This window comes from Methylobacterium sp. E-005, assembly GCF_022829725.1.
GTDB lineage: Bacteria > Pseudomonadota > Alphaproteobacteria > Rhizobiales > Beijerinckiaceae > Methylobacterium.
In genome coordinates this window covers 105822-124329 of the sequence record NZ_JAKSYG010000093.1, presented here as the reverse complement: position 1 = coordinate 124329, position 18508 = coordinate 105822, and the positions used below count along the sequence as shown (strand labels likewise).

The 18508-nt window shown below is 69.2% G+C and carries 14 protein-coding genes, 2 tRNA genes and 1 pseudogene; 5 read left to right on the top strand and 12 right to left on the bottom strand.

Annotation, left to right across the window (positions count from 1 at the left end):
• The 4 genes and pseudogenes from MKK88_RS10945 to MKK88_RS10930 all read right to left on the bottom strand — a co-directional run.
• Nucleotides 1–352: pseudogene (locus tag MKK88_RS10945) on the bottom strand (transglutaminase family protein); the annotation flags it as partial.
• Nucleotides 353–416: 64 nt separating this feature from the next.
• A complete protein-coding gene (locus tag MKK88_RS10940) occupies nucleotides 417–1352 on the bottom strand; it encodes a transglutaminase family protein (protein WP_243999545.1) in 936 nt (311 codons plus the stop codon).
• Nucleotides 1353–1493: 141 nt separating this feature from the next.
• On the bottom strand, nucleotides 1494–2090 hold the full coding sequence (locus MKK88_RS10935) for a response regulator (RefSeq protein WP_243999543.1): 597 nt from the start codon (nucleotides 2088–2090) through the stop codon (nucleotides 1494–1496).
• A gap of 118 nt (nucleotides 2091–2208) precedes the next feature.
• Nucleotides 2209–3375: a transglycosylase SLT domain-containing protein gene (locus tag MKK88_RS10930; protein ID WP_243999541.1), complete on the bottom strand. Its 1167-nt coding sequence runs from the start codon at nucleotides 3373–3375 to the stop codon at nucleotides 2209–2211.
• A 358-nt stretch (nucleotides 3376–3733) separates the two neighbouring features.
• Here MKK88_RS10930 and alaS point away from each other — a divergent pair, with 358 nt between their 5' ends.
• Nucleotides 3734–6412, top strand: coding sequence for an alanine--tRNA ligase (gene alaS / locus MKK88_RS10925; RefSeq protein ID WP_243999539.1), 2679 nt, complete (start codon nucleotides 3734–3736; stop codon nucleotides 6410–6412).
• A gap of 65 nt (nucleotides 6413–6477) precedes the next feature.
• Here alaS and MKK88_RS10920 read toward each other — a convergent pair whose 3' ends face one another.
• From MKK88_RS10920 to mdeB, 6 genes are all read right to left on the bottom strand, one after another.
• On the bottom strand, nucleotides 6478–6753 hold the full coding sequence (locus MKK88_RS10920) for a hypothetical protein (RefSeq protein ID WP_243999537.1): 276 nt from the start codon (nucleotides 6751–6753) through the stop codon (nucleotides 6478–6480).
• Between the two features lie 94 nt (nucleotides 6754–6847).
• A complete protein-coding gene (locus MKK88_RS10915) occupies nucleotides 6848–7261 on the bottom strand; it encodes a DUF2147 domain-containing protein (RefSeq protein ID WP_243999559.1) in 414 nt (137 codons plus the stop codon).
• 173 nt (nucleotides 7262–7434) lie between these two features.
• A complete protein-coding gene (locus MKK88_RS10910) occupies nucleotides 7435–8004 on the bottom strand; it encodes a hypothetical protein (protein ID WP_243999535.1) in 570 nt (189 codons plus the stop codon).
• 187 nt (nucleotides 8005–8191) lie between these two features.
• A complete protein-coding gene (lpdA, locus tag MKK88_RS10905; protein WP_243999533.1) occupies nucleotides 8192–9898 on the bottom strand; it encodes a dihydrolipoyl dehydrogenase in 1707 nt (568 codons plus the stop codon).
• An 11-nt stretch (nucleotides 9899–9909) separates the two neighbouring features.
• The gene (locus tag MKK88_RS10900; RefSeq protein WP_243999531.1) at nucleotides 9910–11319 is read right to left on the bottom strand and encodes a 2-oxo acid dehydrogenase subunit E2; all 1410 of its coding nucleotides are present in this window, start codon (nucleotides 11317–11319) and stop codon (nucleotides 9910–9912) included.
• Between the two features lie 77 nt (nucleotides 11320–11396).
• Nucleotides 11397–14072 carry an alpha-ketoglutarate dehydrogenase gene (mdeB, locus tag MKK88_RS10895; protein ID WP_243999529.1) on the bottom strand — a complete coding sequence of 892 codons (2676 nt, stop codon included), beginning with the start codon at nucleotides 14070–14072 and terminating at the stop codon, nucleotides 11397–11399.
• A 217-nt stretch (nucleotides 14073–14289) separates the two neighbouring features.
• On the opposite strand from mdeB, the gene MKK88_RS10890 reads away from it, so the two are divergent.
• The gene (locus MKK88_RS10890) at nucleotides 14290–14778 is read left to right on the top strand and encodes an Lrp/AsnC family transcriptional regulator (protein WP_243999527.1); all 489 of its coding nucleotides are present in this window, start codon (nucleotides 14290–14292) and stop codon (nucleotides 14776–14778) included.
• An 89-nt stretch (nucleotides 14779–14867) separates the two neighbouring features.
• On the opposite strand, the gene MKK88_RS10885 is transcribed toward MKK88_RS10890, so the two are convergent.
• Both MKK88_RS10885 and MKK88_RS10880 read right to left on the bottom strand, forming a co-directional pair.
• A tRNA-Ala gene (locus MKK88_RS10885) sits at nucleotides 14868–14943 on the bottom strand.
• 151 nt (nucleotides 14944–15094) lie between these two features.
• Nucleotides 15095–15481, bottom strand: coding sequence for a TIGR02300 family protein (locus MKK88_RS10880; protein ID WP_243999525.1), 387 nt, complete (start codon nucleotides 15479–15481; stop codon nucleotides 15095–15097).
• A 244-nt stretch (nucleotides 15482–15725) separates the two neighbouring features.
• On the opposite strand from MKK88_RS10880, the gene aroA reads away from it, so the two are divergent.
• The 3 genes from aroA to MKK88_RS10865 all read left to right on the top strand — a co-directional run bounded on the left by aroA (nucleotide 15726) and on the right by MKK88_RS10865 (nucleotide 17891).
• Nucleotides 15726–17075: a 3-phosphoshikimate 1-carboxyvinyltransferase gene (gene aroA, locus MKK88_RS10875; protein ID WP_243999523.1), complete on the top strand. Its 1350-nt coding sequence runs from the start codon at nucleotides 15726–15728 to the stop codon at nucleotides 17073–17075.
• 5 nt (nucleotides 17076–17080) lie between these two features.
• Nucleotides 17081–17719: a (d)CMP kinase gene (cmk, locus tag MKK88_RS10870; RefSeq protein ID WP_243999521.1), complete on the top strand. Its 639-nt coding sequence runs from the start codon at nucleotides 17081–17083 to the stop codon at nucleotides 17717–17719.
• A gap of 96 nt (nucleotides 17720–17815) precedes the next feature.
• A tRNA-Lys gene (locus MKK88_RS10865) sits at nucleotides 17816–17891 on the top strand.
• Nucleotides 17892–18508: the final 617 nt, after the last annotated feature.

The window sequence follows — 18508 nt, the reverse complement described above, 5'->3', positions numbered from 1 at the left end:
GGGACAGCTTGTCGGTGTCGCAGTAGCGCGAGCCGAGCAGGAACATCAGCACGGCGTCGGGCAGGTCCTGCACCGGGATCTGGCGCGCCTCGGGCTCGATCACGTCCGGCGCGCCGGAATCCGCAACCGTGAAGTCCGCCGAAACCGTCAGCTGGCCCGGCGGCGCGACGATGCGGTGGCAGATGTTGTCGAACGTATCGCGGTACTCGTGGGCCTGGAGCGGCGGATCGAAGGAGATGACATGCGGCGTCAGCACGTCGGGCATCCGCGACGGGTGCACGCTCAGCATGAGGATCATCGGGGTCGGCTGACTCATCGTGAAGGCGATATCGAAACCCGTCTTGATCTTCATCGCCGCCACCTCGTTGTGTCGCCATCCGCGCGGGAGGCCCCGCACGCTCGTTCCGGGCCGGGGATCAACGCGCCGGCGCGGGGTCGGACCCCTGATTGTGTGTCGGGGGCGAACTCGCCGTGATCCCGGGCAGCTCGACCACGTCGACCTCGACGCGCATGCCGAGGTCGTCGCTGGCCAAACCGAAGAAGGACCCGTGCAGGGGCACCGCCTGCGCGGGATTGCGGGTGACCGCGACGCGGATCAGATCGCGGTTGCCGACGATGCCGTTGGTCGGGTCGAACTCGACCCAGCCGGCTCCGGGGAGATAGACCTGCAGCCACGCATGGGTTGAGCCGCCGCCGACATGGCGCGCCCGGTCATTGCGCGGGTTATACAGGTATCCGGACACGAACCGGGCGGCCATGCCGAGCGCCCGCACGGCCTCCATCATCAGGACCGCAAAGTCGCGACACGAACCGCGCTTGCCGCGCAGCGTGGTGAGCGGGTCCTGCACGCCCTTCTCGTTGCGGGCGAGATAGGTGAAATTAGCCCGCACGCTCCGGGTCATGGCAGCCAGCAGGTCCTGCGTGGGAATGCGCCCGTCCGGCGGCAGGAAGCTGCGTGCCCAGGCATCGACCTCGTGGCGTGGATCCGGCCATTGCCGCTCGATGGACCGGGCGAGATCCGGCATGTCCTCCGCACCGTAGCCGAACGGGTAGTGGGTCGCGTGCGGAGCGAGCGGGAAGACCGGCGCGTGTTCCGGCGTGTGTTCGAGGGTGATGCTGCAGGCGAAGGTGAGCTTTTCCGCCCGCGTGTCGAAGGTCGCCACCGCCACGCAATTGCCGAACACGTCGAACATCCAACGCAACGCGGCCGGTTCCGGCGTGATGTCCAGGGTCGCCTCGATCAGCCTCTGATCGTAACTGTCGCGTGGTCGGAACATGATCCGGTGCTCGCCGAAGGAGACCGGACGTCTGTACTTGTAGATCGTGCGATGTTTGACGGATAGGATCGGCAAATCGGCTCTCTCAGGACGCGTGCCGCTCAAGCCCGCCTCGACGCGCGGTCTGTCCATGCAAGGGCCGGGCCCACGGATCCGTCAGCCGTCGCGCGGCTCCGGAAGACGCGTTGCGGCCGGCCGATGACCGCGCGTCGGCGCTCACAGGATCGGCGGCGGTGGGTCGGCGGCCGCGCGCTCCGCCTCCACCAGAACGTCGAACGGACGCCAGGGCTTGGCGATGAACACCGCCTCGCGCGGCAGGTCGGGGCGCGACAGACCGCGACCCGAGGTGACCACCAGCCGCGCCCTCGGCCAGAGGGTCGCCACCGCCCGGGCAAGCTGCAAGCCGTCCATCTGACCGGCGAGCCGGACATCGGCGAAGACCAGCGCGACCTCGCCGCCCCGCGCCTGCAGGACCGACAAGGCCGCCTCGGCACTGTCGCAGCCGACGACGTCGAGTTCGGTTTCCTCGAGCAGCGTTTCGGCCAGGGCCCGGATCTCGGGATCGTCTTCGACAACGAGCGCGACCCGCCGATGGGCGGCACGCGCCGATGTGGCGCCGGTCTCAACCTGCGCCGGCTTCTCGGTCTCCGTCTGGCGCACGCGGCGCACCAGGGCAGCGAGATGCTCCGGCACGCCCTCGGAGACCAAGTTATCGTAGAACGACGCGAGTGTCCGGCCGATCTGATCGAGCGGAACACCCGGTGTGAGCGTATCGGTGAGCGGCAGGGGTGCGCTCGTCTGGTGCTTTCTCAAGGACTCCCCCCGAAGTCTTCAAGCGCGCCCGACGAAAACGCGGCGCACAGGGAGGAAAGTCGGCAATCCGCCGGTGGTTGCGCGCGGGGGGCGAATCCGGCGCCCGCTCGCCGAGCCGTTACTGCGTGGCCGTGTCCGCATCGGCATACGCCATGATGCCGGAGACCGCGCGCACGTTCTGGTAGCGCGAGCCGCGGGTGCTCATCATCGCCTCGAATTTCTCGTGGACCTGAGCCACCGAGAGGCTGAGGGGCTTCCGATGGCGGCCGCGGCCGGTGAAGCGCCCGGCGGCGAAGAAGATCGATCGGTTGGCCCGGGCCGGGCCGGGCAGCAGGGCAGCGGCGGCCGTGGCCGGCTTGTTGACGACGTTGGCGAGGAATTCCTCGGCATCGTCCGGTCCGAGGAAGTGCGCGAGATAGACTTCGCCGAGCGTGAGTTCGCGCCCGATGCGGAGCGCGATGCGGGCCGCGTCGCGCTTGAGCATCTCGCCGGCCATCAGCGCCGAGAGGTAGGGATCGCGGCGGAGCTCGAGCACCCGGACCCGCTCGGCCGGATCGGTGATCACCGGCCTGTCGTTGGAATCGGCCGTGATCAGCGCGGCTTCCTTTTCCAACCCGTACTTGGCGCCGAAATCCCGCACCACGCCGAGCCACGTGCGCTCGATGAACTGGTAGAGGCCGGTCGCCGAGGAGGTCTTGGCCTGGACCGCGGTGATGAAGCTCGACTCCTTGTCGGCCACCGCCATGAGCAGGACCGGATCGGTCTGGACGGCCTGCGCGGCGCGCACGATCGTCTGAACGATGTGGCGCCGGATCTTCATCGGGCCGAATTCGAGGATGTCGTTCGGGTCGCCGCCCGCGCTCTCGGAGAGCAGGAAGTCGTAGGACACGCGGTCGACCGTGTTGGAGCCGATCTCGGTGTCGAGGTCGTGCACCGCGGCGAAGCTCGACGAGGCGCGCAGGGGCGTGCGCTCCAGCTCGTCCTCCAGCGCGACCGTGTGGATATGCGGGCGGGGCATCGGGATCTCGGTGGCGGCCTCCGCGACCGACACGGCCGGCGACAGGCCAACCTTGCCGAGATCGACGCCCGAGCCGATCAACGCCGCACTCAGGCCGCCGGCGATCAGCGACACGGTCATCAGCGACCGGACCAGGGCCGGGCGGCTGCCGTGGGCGCGACCGAGCATCGGCTGCGCGGCGATCACGTCGGCCCGGCCGACGCCGAAATGCCCGGCCCCCGGCTTGCCTGTATTGGTCTTCGACGATCCGACCGTGCGGCCCTGCATCGTTGATCCGAATCCTCGCGCGCCGGTGATGGCGCCTGGATTCAACATCGCTTGACAGATGTGGCGACAACACGGCCGCGCTCGTGGCGGAGCTGGGGCGGATCGCGGTGTTTTCGCGGCCGATGCCTGTAAGCCACAGGTTGAGGCGTTATTTCGAGCGCCGTTGCGAGAAAGGCGCGCCCTTTGACGGGCCTCGTCGGCCCGGGGGCGGCGAATCGCCAAAGGCATGCGGGACGACAAGCACTTAGGCCGCGCGCCGATTGCAACCCGATCCGGAACGGCTCAAAGAGGGCGCCATGCGGACGTCGCTCGAAGGTGAGCGGCCTCCGGTCCCGTGTTCCTGCCAGAGTCAGCCCCGATGAGCGGCGTCAACGAGATCCGGTCGACCTTCCTCGACTACTTCGCCAAGGCGGGTCACGAGGTCGTGCCTTCTTCGAGCCTCGTGCCGAAGAACGATCCGACGCTGATGTTCACCAACGCCGGGATGGTGCAGTTCAAGAACGTCTTCACCGGCGTCGAGAAGCGCGCCTACGACCGGGCCACCACCGCGCAGAAATGCGTGCGGGCCGGTGGCAAGCACAACGACCTCGACAATGTCGGCTACACGGCGCGCCACCATACGTTCTTCGAGATGCTCGGCAACTTCTCGTTCGGCGACTATTTCAAGGATCGCGCGATCGAGCTGGCCTGGACGCTGATCACCAAGGAGTTCGGCCTGAAGCCGGACAAGCTTCTCGTCACGGTCTACGCCGATGACGACGAGGCCGCGGGCCTGTGGAGGAAGATCGCGGGGCTGCCGGAGGAAAAGATCATCCGGATCGGGACCTCCGACAATTTCTGGCAGATGGGCGATACCGGCCCATGCGGCCCCTGCTCGGAGATTTTCATCGACCAGGGACCGGCCCTGCAGGGTGGTCCGCCCGGCTCGCCGGACGAGGATGGCGACCGGTTCCTGGAATTCTGGAACCTCGTGTTCATGCAATACGAGCAGCTGGAGCCAGGCGTCCGGAACCCGCTGCCGCGGCCCTCGATCGATACCGGCATGGGTCTGGAGCGCATGGCCGCGATTCTCCAGGGCGTGCATTCGAACTACGACACCGACCTGTTCCGGGCGCTCATCGACGCCGTCGCCCATGCAGTCTCGCGGGCCCCGGAGCCGGCGACCCTCGCCTCCTACCGGGTGATCGCCGACCATCTGCGGGCCTCGTCCTTCCTCGTGGCCGACGGCGTGCTGCCGGGCAACGAGGGTCGCGGCTACGTGCTGCGCCGGATCATGCGGCGGGCCATGCGCCATGCCGAGATCCTGGGCGCCCGTGAGCCCACCATGTACCGCCTCGTGCCGACCCTGATGCGCGAAATGGGGCAGGCCTATCCCGAGCTGATGCGGGCCGAGAGCCTGATCGCCGAGACCCTGAAGCTGGAGGAGACGCGGTTCCGGCGTACCCTGGAGCGCGGCCTTTCGATCCTCGACGCGGAGAGTCGGGCGTTGAAGGAGGGCGACAAGCTCTCCGGAGAGACCGCCTTCACCCTCTACGACACCTACGGCTTTCCCCTCGACCTGACCCAGGACGCATTGAAGGCCCGGGGCATCGGCGTCGACACCGAGGCGTTCACCGCCGCGATGCAGCGTCAGAAGCAGGCGGCGCGCGAGGCCTGGAAGGGCTCGGGCGAGGCGGCGACCGAGACGGTGTGGTTCGGACTGCGCGAGCGCGTCGGCGCCACCGAGTTCCTGGGTTACGAGACCGAGAGCGCCGAGGGCATCGTCACCGCGCTGCTGCGCGACGGCGCCGAGGTGCAGAGTCTGGAGGCCGGCCAGACCGGCCTCATCCTGGTCAACCAAACGCCGTTCTACGGCGAATCCGGCGGCCAAGTCGGTGATACCGGGTTGATCGTGGCCCCGGGCGTCCGTGCGCGGGTCACCGACACCCAGAAGAAGCTCGGCGACCTGTTCGTCCACCACGTCACCGTGGAGGAGGGGGCGCTGAGCCTGGACCAGCCGGTCGAGCTGAAGGTCGATCACGGTCGCCGTCGGGCGATCCGCGCCAACCACTCGGCGACCCACCTGCTCCACGAGGCGTTGCGGCAGGTACTGGGCGACCACGTCGCGCAGAAGGGCTCGCTGGTGAGCCCGGACCGTCTCCGCTTCGACATCAGCCATCCGAAGCCAATCGAGGCGGACGAGCTGGCCCGGGTCGAGGACATCGCCAACGCGGTGCTGCTCCAAAACGCGCCGGTCGTGACCAAGCTCATGGCGGTGGATGACGCCATCGCGTCGGGCGCCCGGGCGCTGTTCGGCGAGAAGTACGGCGAGGAGGTAAGGGTCGTCTCCATGGGTCTGCCGGTCGATGCGTCGGCTACGCAGGGACGGCCAAGGACGTTCTCGGTTGAACTCTGCGGCGGCACCCATGCCGCTCGCACCGGTGATATCGGCGCGATCACCATCGTAGGCGAGAGCGCGGTTGGCGCCGGTGTGCGCCGGATCGAGGCGCTGACGGCCGACGCGGCGCGCCACCACCGCGCCGCGGAGGCGCGGACGTTGGCGGCCCTGGCGGGTATCCTTAAGGCTCCGGTTTCGGAGGCGCCCGATCGCCTGACGGCCCTGATGGAGGAACGGCGCCGCCTGGAGCGCGAACTGGCCGAGACCCGGCGCAAGCTCGCCATGGGGGGCGAGGGCGGCTCGGGGGCCGGCGCACAGCAGACCGAAATCGGCGGTGTGGCGTTCCGCCGTTCGGTGGTCGAGGGCCTCGACATGCGCGACCTCAAGCCGATCGTCGACGAGGAGAAGAAGCGCCTCGGCTCCGGCATTGTTGCGGTCGTCGGCGTCGGGCCTGATGGCAAGGCCGGTCTGGTGGTCGGCGTTACCGATGACCTGACGGAGCGTTACGACGCGGTCGGGCTGGTCCGGGCCGGCGCCGGCGCACTCGGCGGCAAGGGCGGCGGAGGCCGCCGGGACATGGCGCAGGCCGGCGGTCCGAATGGTGCGGGCGCGAAAGCGGCCCTCGACGCCGTCGAGCAGGCCCTGACCGAGGCGGCCTGAACAAAAAAGGCCGCACCGTCGCCGGTGCGGCCTTCCCAGTTTCGAGCGTCGCGTCTGCGAGGCGCTTACTTGCCGCCGGCGCCGCCCTGCGGCGCGACCCGTGACGGCTGGTTGGCGTTGCCGGCCGCGGCCGAGTCGGCCGAGATCGTGTCGGCCGGCCGGCCGGTCGGCGAATAGGTGATCGCCGGGTCGTTGCCGACGGTGTTGGATTGCGTGCTGATCACGCCCTGCGCACTGGGCGGCGCGCCGACACGAGCGCCATTCGGCGTCTCGATGATCTGAGCGGTCGCCGGCGCGATGGTGGCGATGGCAAGGATGGAAGCGAGCAGTGTCCGGGTCATAAGCAATCCTGAAGCGGTCTGACCCTGCTAACTTCGATGGCGCACAATCGATCCTGCGATGTTGCGACGCGGCAAATTTCGGCGTTCCGCCGGCTCAGTTCGCGCGTGTCCAGCTCTGCCGCTTGCAGAAGACGCTCATCACACAGCCCGAGACTTCGAGGGTGGTGGGACCGGTGAGGCGCATAGACCCCGAATAGGTCTTGCCGTCATTGGGGTTGTACAGCGAGCCGGAATACCCTGAGGCGTCCTTTTGCCGGGCGTCGAGGATTTGCACGCCGACGACGCTCCGGGAGCGCAGAGCCGGATCGGGGTTCTTGGCATCCAAGGCCTTGCCCGGCGCGCTGACGATCGTCCCGCAATAGCCGCCGCCGCAGGGCGCGATGCGGATGCGCGAACTGCCTGTCTCCGTCAGCCAGATCCCTGCCGGGTCGGCCGCCCATGCTGGACCATTGACCGCGCCAAGCCCGAACAGACCCCATGTCGTCAGGCTCAGAAGCCGCGAACGCATCATCGTTCCTCCTCTTGATTCGGGCCGGCCAACCTAAAGCCATCTCGATCGCCGCGCATGGTATCGGCGACCCTGAGCAGCGTGCCGTCACCGGAATGATTTCGGTACCCCGGTGAACATAAAAACGTGAAACCGGCGATGGCGATCATGACCGGGGCAAGGTGCCAACGGGATCACTGCGCCGCGGAGGGTAAAGCGGTGCCGAGATAGGTCTCCACGACCTCGCAGAAGGGCTGGCCGGCGCCGGTCGCGAGCACCGCATCGACCTCGAACAGGGGATCATCCGGCCGCGGCTCGGCTTCCGGGGTGGGGGCGCGAACCGCCACGGTTCGGCGCACCGGCGCGAGCGCGCGCACGACGCGGCCGAACGGGGTGCGGGTCTCGTCCAAAAGGGCGTTCATTTCCGGTGTCAGCCGGGCAGGCACGTACCAATTGTCGGCTTCGGACATGACGTGAGTTCCGCAGACGAGCCGAACCCTGCGATAGCGCACCGGCTCGTCGGGACCGATGGCCAGCCGGGCGCGCTGCGCGGCGGTCAGAGGCTTGTCCGGGCCTGGAAGGCGTTGCGCCACGAGGTGCGGATCGGCGGCCAGCCTGTGCTCGGCGCACCAGCCTTCCAGGGCAAGCGTCGCGCTGTCGGAGGCGAGAATGCGCTCACGCAGGGCAGAGACGAGGGCTTGCGGGTCGGCGGGTCTGTCGGTGGTGGCCGGGGCCTCCGCGTTGGCCCGGCCAGGATGGCTCATCGGCAGCGTGACCAGCGCGGATAGGAGGAGAAGGATGGGCTGTCGGGGCGATCGCCCGCCGGGCACCGGCCTTGCCACACGTCGACTCCTCGAGGACGCCCCGCCTTCAGCGTCCGGTTAACGCCCGGGAGGCCCACCTGTCCACCCTGTCCGATGCCACCCTGCCGGCGACGCAACGCTTGGCGCGCTACCGCCGTGGCGCCGGCGGCAGATCAGTGCAGAGGCCGAGCGCGGCCTCGGCAGCGAGGCCTACGGTCTCGCCGAGCGTCGGATGCGGGTGGATCGTCCGGCCGATATCGACGGCGTCCGCCCCCATCTCGATGGCCAGCGCGATCTCGCCGATCAGGTCGCCCGCACTCGGACCGACAATGGCGCCCCCGACGAGACGCTTCGTGCCGGCCTCGAAGAGCAGCTTCGTCAGGCCGTAATCGGCGCCGTTCGCGATGGCCCGACCCGAGGCGGCCCAGGGAAAGCGCGCCACCTCCACGCTCCGTCCCTCGGCTTTCGCGGCGGCCTCGGTCAGGCCGACCCAGGCGATCTCCGGATCGGTATAGGCCACGGAGGGGATCACCGCGGCGTCGAACCCGGTGCGGTGACCAGCGGCGACTTCGGCCGCTACGTGACCCTGATGCACGGCCTTGTGGGCGAGCATCGGCTGCCCGACGAGGTCGCCGATGGCGAAGATGTGCGGCACGTTCGTGCGCATCTGCGCATCGACCGGCACGAATCCCTGCTGCACCGTGACGCCCGCTGCCTCCAGGCCGAGACCCGTCCCGTTCGGTCGGCGACCGGCCGCCTGGAGCACGAGGTCGTAGGTTGTGCCCTGCGCCTCGCCCGCCAGGGTGATGGCGATGCCCTCCGGGCCGGCCGTGGCGGACGATACCTCGGCGCCGGTCAGCAGTCGGTCGAAGCGATGGGCGTTGCGCTTGGTCCAGATCGCCACGAGGTCGCGATCTACGCCCTCCAGCAAGTTCGGAAGCCGCTCGACGACGTCCACCCGAGCGCCGAGCGCGCTGTAGACGGTCGCCATCTCCAGGCCGATGATGCCGCCGCCGATCACCAGCAGCCGGCGCGGGACGCACGGCAGCTCCAAGGCGCCGGTGGAATTCACGACGCGCGGATCCTCCGGCAGCATCGGCAGGGCAACCGGTGCGGAACCGGCGGCCACGATGGCGCTGGCGAAGGTGACATAGCGTTCGCCCCCGTCGTGCAGGGCGACCGCGAGGGTGTTCGGCCCGGTGAAGCGCGCGGTTCCGCGGATTACCGTGACCTTGCGTTGGCGTGCCATCTGGGCGAGCCCGTCGGTCAGGCGGCGGACGGTGCCGGCCTTGAAGGTCCGCAGCTTTTCCAGATCGATCGCCGGAGCACCGAAGTTGACGCCATGCGCGGCGAGTCTCTGGGCCTCCTCGGTGACGGAGGCCACGTGCAGCAGCGCCTTGGACGGGATGCAGCCGACGTTCAGGCATACGCCGCCCAGCGTCGCGTCGCGCTCCACCAGGATCACCCGCTGCCCGAGATCGGCGGCCCGGAAGGCGGCCGAGTAACCGCCGGGGCCGGCGCCGATCACCAGCGTGTCGCACGCCGCCTCTGCGCGCTCCGTCGTGACGGGCGCGTCCGGTGTCGGAACAGGTGGAGCCGCCGCGGCGCCCGCGTCCTCAGCAACGACGCGGGCAATCAGCGTGCCGGCCGAGACCGTATCGCCGGGGCCGACCAGCATCTCCACGAGCGTTCCCGCGACCGGGGAGGGGATGTCCAGGGTCGCCTTGTCGGACTCGACGATCAGCAGCGTCTGATCGCGGGCGATCGCCTGTCCTGGCGATACCGGAATCTCGATCACCGGCACGTCGGCGTAATCCCCCAGATCGGGGACGCGTATCTCATGGGACGCGGACATGGAGGGAACCGTCACAGAAGGGCGCGCCGCAGGTCCGATAGGACCGAGGCCACGTGTCCGAGGAAGCGGGCGGCGGCGACGCCGTCCACCACGCGGTGGTCCCAGGAAAGGCTGAGCGGCAGAATCAGGCGCGGCTGAAACACCTTGCCGTCCCAGACCGCCTCCATGCGCGAGCGCGCCGCGCCCAGGATCGCGACCTCGGGGGCGTTGATGATCGGCGTGAATCCGTCGCCGCCGATACCGCCGAGCGACGAGACCGAGAAGCAGCCGCCCTGCATGTCGGCGCCCGGGAGGGTCCCGGCCCGGGCCTTCTCGGCCATGGCAGCCATCTCGGTGGCGATCGCGATGATCCCCTTGCGGTCGCAGTCGCGCACCACCGGCACCATCAGACCCTTCGGCGTGTCGACCGCGAAGCCGACATGGACGTAGTCCTTCAGGACGAGATCGCCGTCGTCCAGAGACGCGTTGAAGCGCGGATAGGCCCGGAGCGCCGAGGCCGCGGCCTTGATCAGGAAGGCCACCATCGTGACCTTCGCGGGCGGCGTGAGCGTCTGCTTGTTCAGTCCCGTGCGGAACGATTCGATTTCGGTGACGTCGGCCCGGTCGAAGTTCGTCACGTGCGGGATCGTCAGCCAGTTGCGGCTGAGGTTGCCGCCCGAAAGCGTCTGGATCCGCGACAGGGGCTCGCGCTGGATCGGGCCGTACTTGGCGAAATCCACCGCCGGCCAGGGCGGCAGGCCCGCGCCGATGCCGGAGGTGGGGGCGCTCGGCGGCGCGGTTGGGGCGGCGAGGGCGGCCTTGACGAAGGCCTGGATGTCCCCGCGCAGGATCCGGCCCTTGGGTCCGGTGGCCGGTACGCGGTCGAGGGCCACGCCGAGTTCCCGGGTGAGCTGGCGCACGGACGGGCTGGCGTGCACGTCGCCGGTCGAAGCCGGCAGCGGCGTGGCCGGTTGCGCGCCCAGCCCTCCCCCCTCTGGGGGGGAGGGGGGCCCGCGAAGCGGTTCGGGAGAGGGGAGCCCCGCCTCCGAAGGGGGCGCAGCCTTCACGAAGGCCGAAACTTCGTCCTGAGCCGTCGCTCCCCCCTCGCGGGACTTCGTCCCGACCCGACCCTCGGCGACGCGCGGGTCCCCATCGCCTGCCAGATGGGGAGGGAGAGCGCCCGCTGGATCGATGCTTCCCTCCGCGGGCTCCATCATCAGGATCGGCGTCCCCTCCGAGACTTTCGAGCCCACGGAGACCAACAGCTCGCGCACCGTGCCGGCGACCGGGGAGGGGACCTCCATGGTCGCCTTGTCGGATTCGATGCTGAGGATCAGGTCGTCCACCGCGAGGCGATCGCCCGGCTTCACCAGGAGTTCGATGACCGGCACGTCCCGGTAGTCGCCGATATCCGGAAGGGCGATCTGCAGCGCGGCGCTCATGCGGGTGGGGTTCCGTAAGTCGGGCGTTCGGAGAAGGGTCGGGACGGGGGCCGCCCCTTGTTTCGGGGCGTTGAGCCTCAGACGGTCCAGGGCGCCGGCGCGTCCGCCGCGATGCCGTACCGGCGGATCGCCTTGGCGACCGTGGCGCGGGGCACGGTGCCGGCTTCGGCCAGGGCGTGCAGGGCGGCGATCGCCACGTGCTGGCGGTCTACCTCGAAGAAGCGGCGGAGCGCATTGCGGGTGTCGCTGCGACCGAACCCGTCCGTACCGAGCACGACGAAGCGGGCGCCGACATAGGAGGCGATCAACTGCGGATAGGCGCGGATATAGTCGCTCGCCGCCACGACCGGAGCCGCGCCGGGCAACAGGGCCGCCACGTGGCTGACCGGCGCCTCGATCTCAGGATCGAGCATGGCCCGGCGCTCGGCCTCACGGGCGTCGCGTGCCAGTTCGCTGAAGCTCGTGACGCTGAACACCTCGGCGGCGATACCCCAATCCTGGGCCAGCAGCTCCGCCGCCGCGATCACCTCCGGCAGGATCGCGCCCGAGCCGAGGAGGCGCACCACGCCCGCTTCGTTCTCCGGCCCCGACAGGCGGTACATGCCCTTGAGAATGCCCGCCTCCGCGCCCTCCGGCATGGAGGGCTGGGCGTAGTTCTCATTCATGGCGGTGACGTAGTAGAAAGCGTCCTCGCCCTGTTCCATCATCCCCCGGGCGCCCCGGTCGATGATCACCGCCATCTCGTACGCGAAGGCCGGGTCGTAGGCCCGGCAGTTCGGGATCGCGGCCGCCGCGAGGTGGCTCGATCCGTCCTGGTGCTGCAGGCCCTCGCCGCCCAGCGTGGTTCGGCCAGCCGTAGCGCCGATCAGGAAGCCCCGGGCCCGCTGGTCGGCCGCCGCCCAGATCAGGTCGCCGACCCGCTGGAAACCGAACATCGAGTAGTAGATGTAGAACGGCAGCATCGACAGACCGTGGACGCTGTAGGCCGTCGCCGCCGCCGTCCAGGACGAGATCGCCCCGGCCTCCGTGATGCCCTCCTCCAGGAGCTGCCCGTCCCGGGCCTCGCGGTAATAGAGCATCGAGCCGGCATCCTCGGGCTCGTAGAGCTGCCCGTCCGGGGCGTAGATCCCGACCTGCCGGAACAGATTGGCCATGCCGAAGGTGCGCGCCTCGTCGGCGACGATCGGGACGATGCGGGGCCCGAGGTCCTTGTGCTTCAGCAGGTTGCCGAACAGGCGCACCACCGCGGTCGTGGTCGACATCTCCTTGCCGCCGGCTTCCAGCGCGAAGCCGGCATAGGTCGAGAGCGGCGGGATCGGCACGGCCGGCGCCGTGCGGCGGCGGGCCGGCAGCACGCCGCCCAGGCTCTCCCGGCGCTCGCGCAGGTAGCGCATCTCGGCCCCGTCCTCGGCCGGTTTGTAGAAGGCCAGACCCTCCACCTGCGCATCGGTGAGCGGCAGGGCGAAGCGGTCGCGGAAGGCGCGCAGCGCGTCCACGTCGAGCTTCTTGGCCTGGTGGGCGGTCATGCGTGATTCGCCGGCGCCGCCCATGCCGTAGCCCTTCTTGGTCTTGGCCAGAATCACGGTCGGCCGCCCCTTGGTGGCCTTGGCGGCCGCGAAGGCGGCGTGCAGCTTGCGGAAATCGTGGCCGCCGCGCTTCAGCCGGTCGACATCGGCATCCGACATGTGGGCGACCAGCTCGCGCACCTCCGGATCCTCGCCGAAGAAATGCGCGAGGTTGTAGGCGCCGTCCTTGGCGCCCAGCGTCTGGTACTTGCCGTCGACCGTCTCGGCGAAGCGGCGCAGCAGGGCGTGGTTGGTGTCGCGGGCGAAGATCCCGTCCCACTCCGATCCCCACAGCACCTTGATGACGTTCCAGCCGGCACCGCGGAACAGGCTCTCCAGCTCCTGGATGATCTGGCCGTTGCCGCGCACCGGCCCGTCGAGCCGCTGCAGGTTGCAGTTGATGACGAAGGTCAGGTTGTCGAGCTTTTCACGGGCGGCGAGCGCGAGGCCGCCGATCGATTCCGGCTCGTCCATCTCGCCGTCGCCGAACACGCCCCAGACATGCCGGCCGGCGGTGTCGACGAGCCCGCGATGGCCGAGGTAGCGCATGAACCGCGCCTGATAGACCGCATGGATCGGTCCGATGCCCATCGAGCCGGTGGGGACCTGCCAGAAATCCGGCATCAGCCAGGGATGCGGGTAGGAGCACAGGCCGTCGCCCGCGATCTCCTGGCGGTAATGCTTGAGCTGCTCCTCCGAGAGGCGCCCATCGAGGAACGCCCTGGCGTAGACGCCCGGCGCCGAGTGCGGCTGGAAATAGACCAGATCGCCGTCGACGCCGCCCCTGAAGAAGTGGTTGAACCCGACCTCGAACAGCTCAGCCGCCGAGGCGTAGCTCGCCACGTGGCCGCCGAGTTCGCCGTAGGCCATGTTGGCGCGCACCACCATGGCCAGCGCGTTCCAGCGCATGATCGAGGTGAGCCGCTCCTCGATGTCGAGGTCGCCGGGATAGCGGGGCTGCTTTTCCAGGGCGATCGTGTTCCGGTACGGCGAGTAGGGCAGGGCCTCGTCGAGGATGCCGATCTCCTTCGAGCGGCGCTCAAGCCGGTCGAGGATGAACCGCGCCCGCGCCGCGCCCTCGGTGCGGAACAGCGAATCCAGCGCCGCCAGCCAATCCTGAGTCTCGGCCGGATCGTGATCGACCTCGGCGGAGCGCGCGATGGTGGCTTTCGGCGGTATGGCGTTCATCGGCGCGGCCTCCCTGTAGGCGCCGGATCATAGCGGCGCCGGGGCGGCTGGACATGCCGAAGTTTCGCCTCCAGCGCGTGAATTCAGATCGATTCGTCCTCTTAAGGCTCTATCCAGGGTGAATTCGACCCATCTGGGGACAATTGATGCTGGAGAAGCCTTTTCCATCCGGCGATGAGCGGCATGACAGGCCGGCTCGATACACGGGAGCAGTCGTATGGCGCCGCGATCGGTTTCCCTGGATGCAGCCTCGCTGCGCATCCTCGAATGCCTTCAGGAGGACAGTGAGATCAGCATTGCGGATCTCGCTGAGCGGGTCGGCCTCTCGGCCTCGCCGTGCTGGCGGCGCGTCAACGAGTTGAAGGCAGCGGGCGTGATCCGCGGCTGCGTCGCGGTGGTCGATCCGCTGAGTTTGGGGCTCGCGGTCAACGTCTTCGTGCACGTTTCGCTGGAGAAGCAGACCCAAGCCGCGCTCCAGGCCTTCGACGAGGCGGTGCGCAGCCGCCCGGAGGTGATGGAGTGCTACCTGATGAGCGGCGAGGCCGACTACATGTTGCGGGTGGTGGTGGAGGATCTGGGCCAGTACCAGAAGCTCGTGCTCGACCATCTCACCCGGATCCCCGGGGTGGCCAACATCCGGTCCAGCTTCGCGCTGGGGCAGGTGAAGTACACGACGGCCCTGCCGCTCGGGCATTTGACCCGCTGAGCAATCGGCTCGAGCTGTCGCCAGGATCGGTGTAGGCGGGAAACGAAGCGCAAGGCAGGCCGTCCGGGCCGCGTCGCGCTAGAGGAGGATGGTGGAGCCTAACGGGATCGAACCGATGACCTCTTCCATGCCATGGAAGCGCTCTCCCAGCTGAGCTAAGGCCCCACTTTCATCCACCGCGGTTTGGGTTCCGCGGGGGTCTCGCCGTCCGGCTGGCGTCCGGCGAGGCCGGTTCTATAGGCGGCTCGCGCCGCGGACTCAACCCCCTTTTTTCGCCTCGATCGGGGGTTTTTTTGGTGGGGAGGCGGAGACCGCCTCAGCCCTCCTCGTCGTTCTCGATATCGCCGTCGATGAGATCGGAGACATCGTCGTCGCCGGCATCCTCCTCCTCGAGGAAGGTATCGTCCTCGGTCGAATCCCCATCCTCGACCGTCTCGTCGTCGGGTGTGGGATCCGCCTCGTCCTCTGCGGCTTCGACTTCGTCGAGGGAGACCAGCTCCGGCCCCTTCTCGTCCGTGTCGTCCTCATCGTCATTGGTCGGCGCGGCGCGCGACAGCGCCGGAGGCGCCGCACGGCTCGATGTGGCGACCGCCTGATAGACCGCCCCGCATTTCGGGCAGATGGCCGGGTCGCGGGCGAGGTCGTAGAACTTCGCGCCGCAGCTCATGCACTGGCGCTTCAAGCCAAGTTCCGGTCGGGCCACGGGGGGACACCTCGTCGTCTACTACTGTCTCGGGGGAGCGGCCCCGTTAGTCGTGGGCGCCGCCCCTGTCAATCGAACCCGACGAGACGCGATCCGGGCGGCGCGGTCGCGAAGGTATCCGTGGATGACGTCCGACGGTGCGCGTGTTAACCGCACGGCGATTTCACGGTCCGATTGCAGCGGCGCGGCCATGCCGTGCGACGCGCCGGATCCCGGCCCACCATCGAGCCCGAACGGACGTTCCGTGTCGCACGCTTCATCCCCCGAACCTCTCACAGCGACCCCTGGCTCGGCCCTGCGGGGACGGCTCCGCCCACCCGGCGACAAGTCGATTTCCCACCGGGCGATGATCCTCGGTCTGTTGAGCGAGGGCGAGACCCGAGTCGAGGGCCTCCTCGAAGGTGACGACGTGCTGCGCACCGCCGCCGCCGCCAAGGCTCTGGGCGCCGGCGTCGAGCGCCTCGGTTCCGGGCGCTGGCGCGTGCGGGGCGTAGGCATCGGCGGCCTCGGCGATCCGGCCGAGGTCCTGGATTTCGGCAATGCCGGCACTGGCTCCCGGCTCATGATGGGCGTGGTCGGCGGCCAGCCCGTCACCGCGACCTTCGACGGCGACGCCTCCCTGCGCTCTCGGCCGATGCGCCGTATCCTCGATCCGCTGACCCGCATGGGCACGCAGGTTCTAGCCGAGGCCGAGGGCGGGCGCGTGCCGCTGACCCTGCGCGGACCCAGGGAGGTGATCCCGATCACCTACGAGACGCCGGCCGCCTCGGCGCAGATCAAATCGGCGGTGCTGCTCGCCGGCCTCAACGCCCCCGGGACCACGACGGTGATCGAGGCCGCCGCGACCCGCGACCACACCGAGCGGATGCTGCGCCTGTTCGGCGCCGCGGTCGAGGTTGTGCCGCATGGACCCGGAGGCCACGGCCGCCGCGTCGCGCTCACCGGTCAGCCGACCCTGCGCGGGACCGACGTGGTGGTGCCGGCCGATCCGTCCTCGGCGGCGTTTCCGCTGGTGGCGGCGCTGATCGTGCCGGGCTCGGACGTGGTGATCGAGGGCGTGATGATGAACCCGCTGCGCACGGGCTTGATCACGACCTTGCTCGAAATGGGGGCGCAGATCGAGCGTGTGGCCGAGCGGGAGGAGGGGGGCGAGACCGTTGCCGACCTCCGCGTCCGATCGAGCCGCCTCACGGGCGTCGATGTCCCGGCCGAACGGGCGCCGGCCATGATCGACGAGTATCCGGTGCTCGCGGTGGCGGCGAGCTTCGCCGGGGGCCGGACGCGGATGAATGGCCTGCACGAACTGCGCGTGAAGGAATCCGACCGCCTCGCCGCCGTAGCGGCGGGTCTCGCGGCCAACGGCGTCCGCCACACGGTCGAAGGCGACGACCTCGTGGTCGAGGGGGACGGCAATGCGGCCCGTGGTGGCGGCACGGTGGCGACCCATCTCGATCACCGCATCGCCATGGCGTTCCTGGTGATGGGGCTCGCCACGCGGGACCCGGTGACGGTCGATGACGGCGCGATGATTGCCACGAGCTTCCCCACCTTTCTGCCGACCATGCGGGCCCTCGGCGGCCAGATCGGAGGTTGAATCCCATGCCGTTCGTGATCGCGATCGACGGACCGGCCGCTTCGGGCAAGGGCACGCTGGCCAAGCGCTTGGCCGACCATTACGGCTTGCCGCACCTCGATACGGGTCTGCTCTACCGGGCCGTGGCCCTGGCGCTGATCGATGCTGGCCTGTCGCTCGACGATCACGGGGCCGCCGCCAAGGCCGCGCAGGCGCTGGATCCGGAGAAGCTCGACGATCCGCGTCTGCGGGACCGGGCGATGGGCGAGGCGGCCTCGCGGATCTCGGCGGTGCCGGATGTCCGCGCCGGGTTGCTCCTGTGGCAGCGGCGCTTCGCCGCCGCGCCGCAGGGTGCGGTGCTCGACGGGCGCGACATCGGCACGGTGGTCTGTCCGGACGCCGAGGTGAAGCTGTTCATCACCGCATCCTCGGCGGAGCGGGCACGCCGCCGCCATCGGGAATTGGCCGGCCGCGGTGAGGACGCGACCTTTGCGGCCATCCTGTCCGACATCGAGGCCCGCGACGCCCGCGATTCCTCCCGGACCGCCGCGCCCCTGCGCATGGCCGACGACGCCGTTCGGCTCGACACGACGGAACTCGACCCGGATGCCGCCTTCGACGAGGCGCGCGCGATCGTGGAGCGCGGGCGGACCGACCCAGACTGAGCGTTGTCCCCGCTCGCGTGTTGACCCCCCGGTTCACCTCACCTATTGCGGACGCGCCGTCCCCGGCGCCCCGCAATCCGGGCGCGAGCGGGACGCGAGCGCGTAGCTCAGCTGGTAGAGCAACGGACTTTTAATCTGTAGGTCCTGGGTTCGAGTCCCAGCGCGCTCACCAATCTACCAGCAAGAACTGTAAGTTGACTCGCACAAAAATTCGGTGCTTCCCCGCATCAGGCGCGGGTTGCGCCCGGGCAGGAAGTGGCTGGTTCTTCAGTTCTTGCCAGCCCAAGGCTTTGACACCTTCAGCCCAACGTCGGTTTCGGCCGTTTGATCCAGCGGGTCCATCATGGGGCTGGGCCGCGTAGCGTCCCGGAGCAGGGCTGGTTCGTCAGGACAGGCGGCACCGCCCTTTGAGCAGATCGGGGCAGGGGGTGGGTATTGATGCCCGGCATTCGGCCTCGCAACCAAGCATAGCCGTGTGCGTTCCTGAGAAAGCTGCGCTGTTCAGCGCCCCGAGGCTTTCCCGATGCTCCTGATCGCCACCCTGGTGGCGGGCACTTTCGTGCTCGCCGGCTCGTTCTCGCTCATCGCCGTACTGGCCGACTAGCGTCCGCTCAGGGACGGGCCACCCGATGTGCCCCCGGTTCCGGGCGGCCCGCTGGTGGGTGTGCCGCCGATATTCACTCCGGGCGTTGTCCCGGGTACCGACGAGTTGCTGGGACTGGCCTCATTGCCTCGGGTGATTGGGCTAGGGCCGAGATCTCGAGCGCCAGGGGCCACGCCGCCCACCGC

Excerpts from the sequence above, each read along its gene's own strand:
- MKK88_RS10930 (WP_243999541.1), bottom strand. The coding sequence starts at position 3,375 with ATGCAGGGCCGCACGGTCGGATCGTCGAAGACCAATACAGGCAAGCCG.
- alaS (WP_243999539.1), top strand. The coding sequence starts at position 3,734 with ATGAGCGGCGTCAACGAGATCCGGTCGACCTTCCTCGACTACTTCGCC.
- MKK88_RS10920 (WP_243999537.1), bottom strand. The coding sequence starts at position 6,753 with ATGACCCGGACACTGCTCGCTTCCATCCTTGCCATCGCCACCATCGCG.
- MKK88_RS10915 (WP_243999559.1), bottom strand. The coding sequence starts at position 7,261 with ATGCGTTCGCGGCTTCTGAGCCTGACGACATGGGGTCTGTTCGGGCTT.
- MKK88_RS10910 (WP_243999535.1), bottom strand. The coding sequence starts at position 8,004 with ATGAGCCATCCTGGCCGGGCCAACGCGGAGGCCCCGGCCACCACCGAC.
- lpdA (WP_243999533.1), bottom strand. The coding sequence starts at position 9,898 with ATGTCCGCGTCCCATGAGATACGCGTCCCCGATCTGGGGGATTACGCC.
- MKK88_RS10900 (WP_243999531.1), bottom strand. The coding sequence starts at position 11,319 with ATGAGCGCCGCGCTGCAGATCGCCCTTCCGGATATCGGCGACTACCGG.
- mdeB (WP_243999529.1), bottom strand. The coding sequence starts at position 14,072 with ATGAACGCCATACCGCCGAAAGCCACCATCGCGCGCTCCGCCGAGGTC.
- MKK88_RS10890 (WP_243999527.1), top strand. The coding sequence starts at position 14,290 with ATGGCGCCGCGATCGGTTTCCCTGGATGCAGCCTCGCTGCGCATCCTC.
- cmk (WP_243999521.1), top strand. The coding sequence starts at position 17,081 with ATGCCGTTCGTGATCGCGATCGACGGACCGGCCGCTTCGGGCAAGGGC.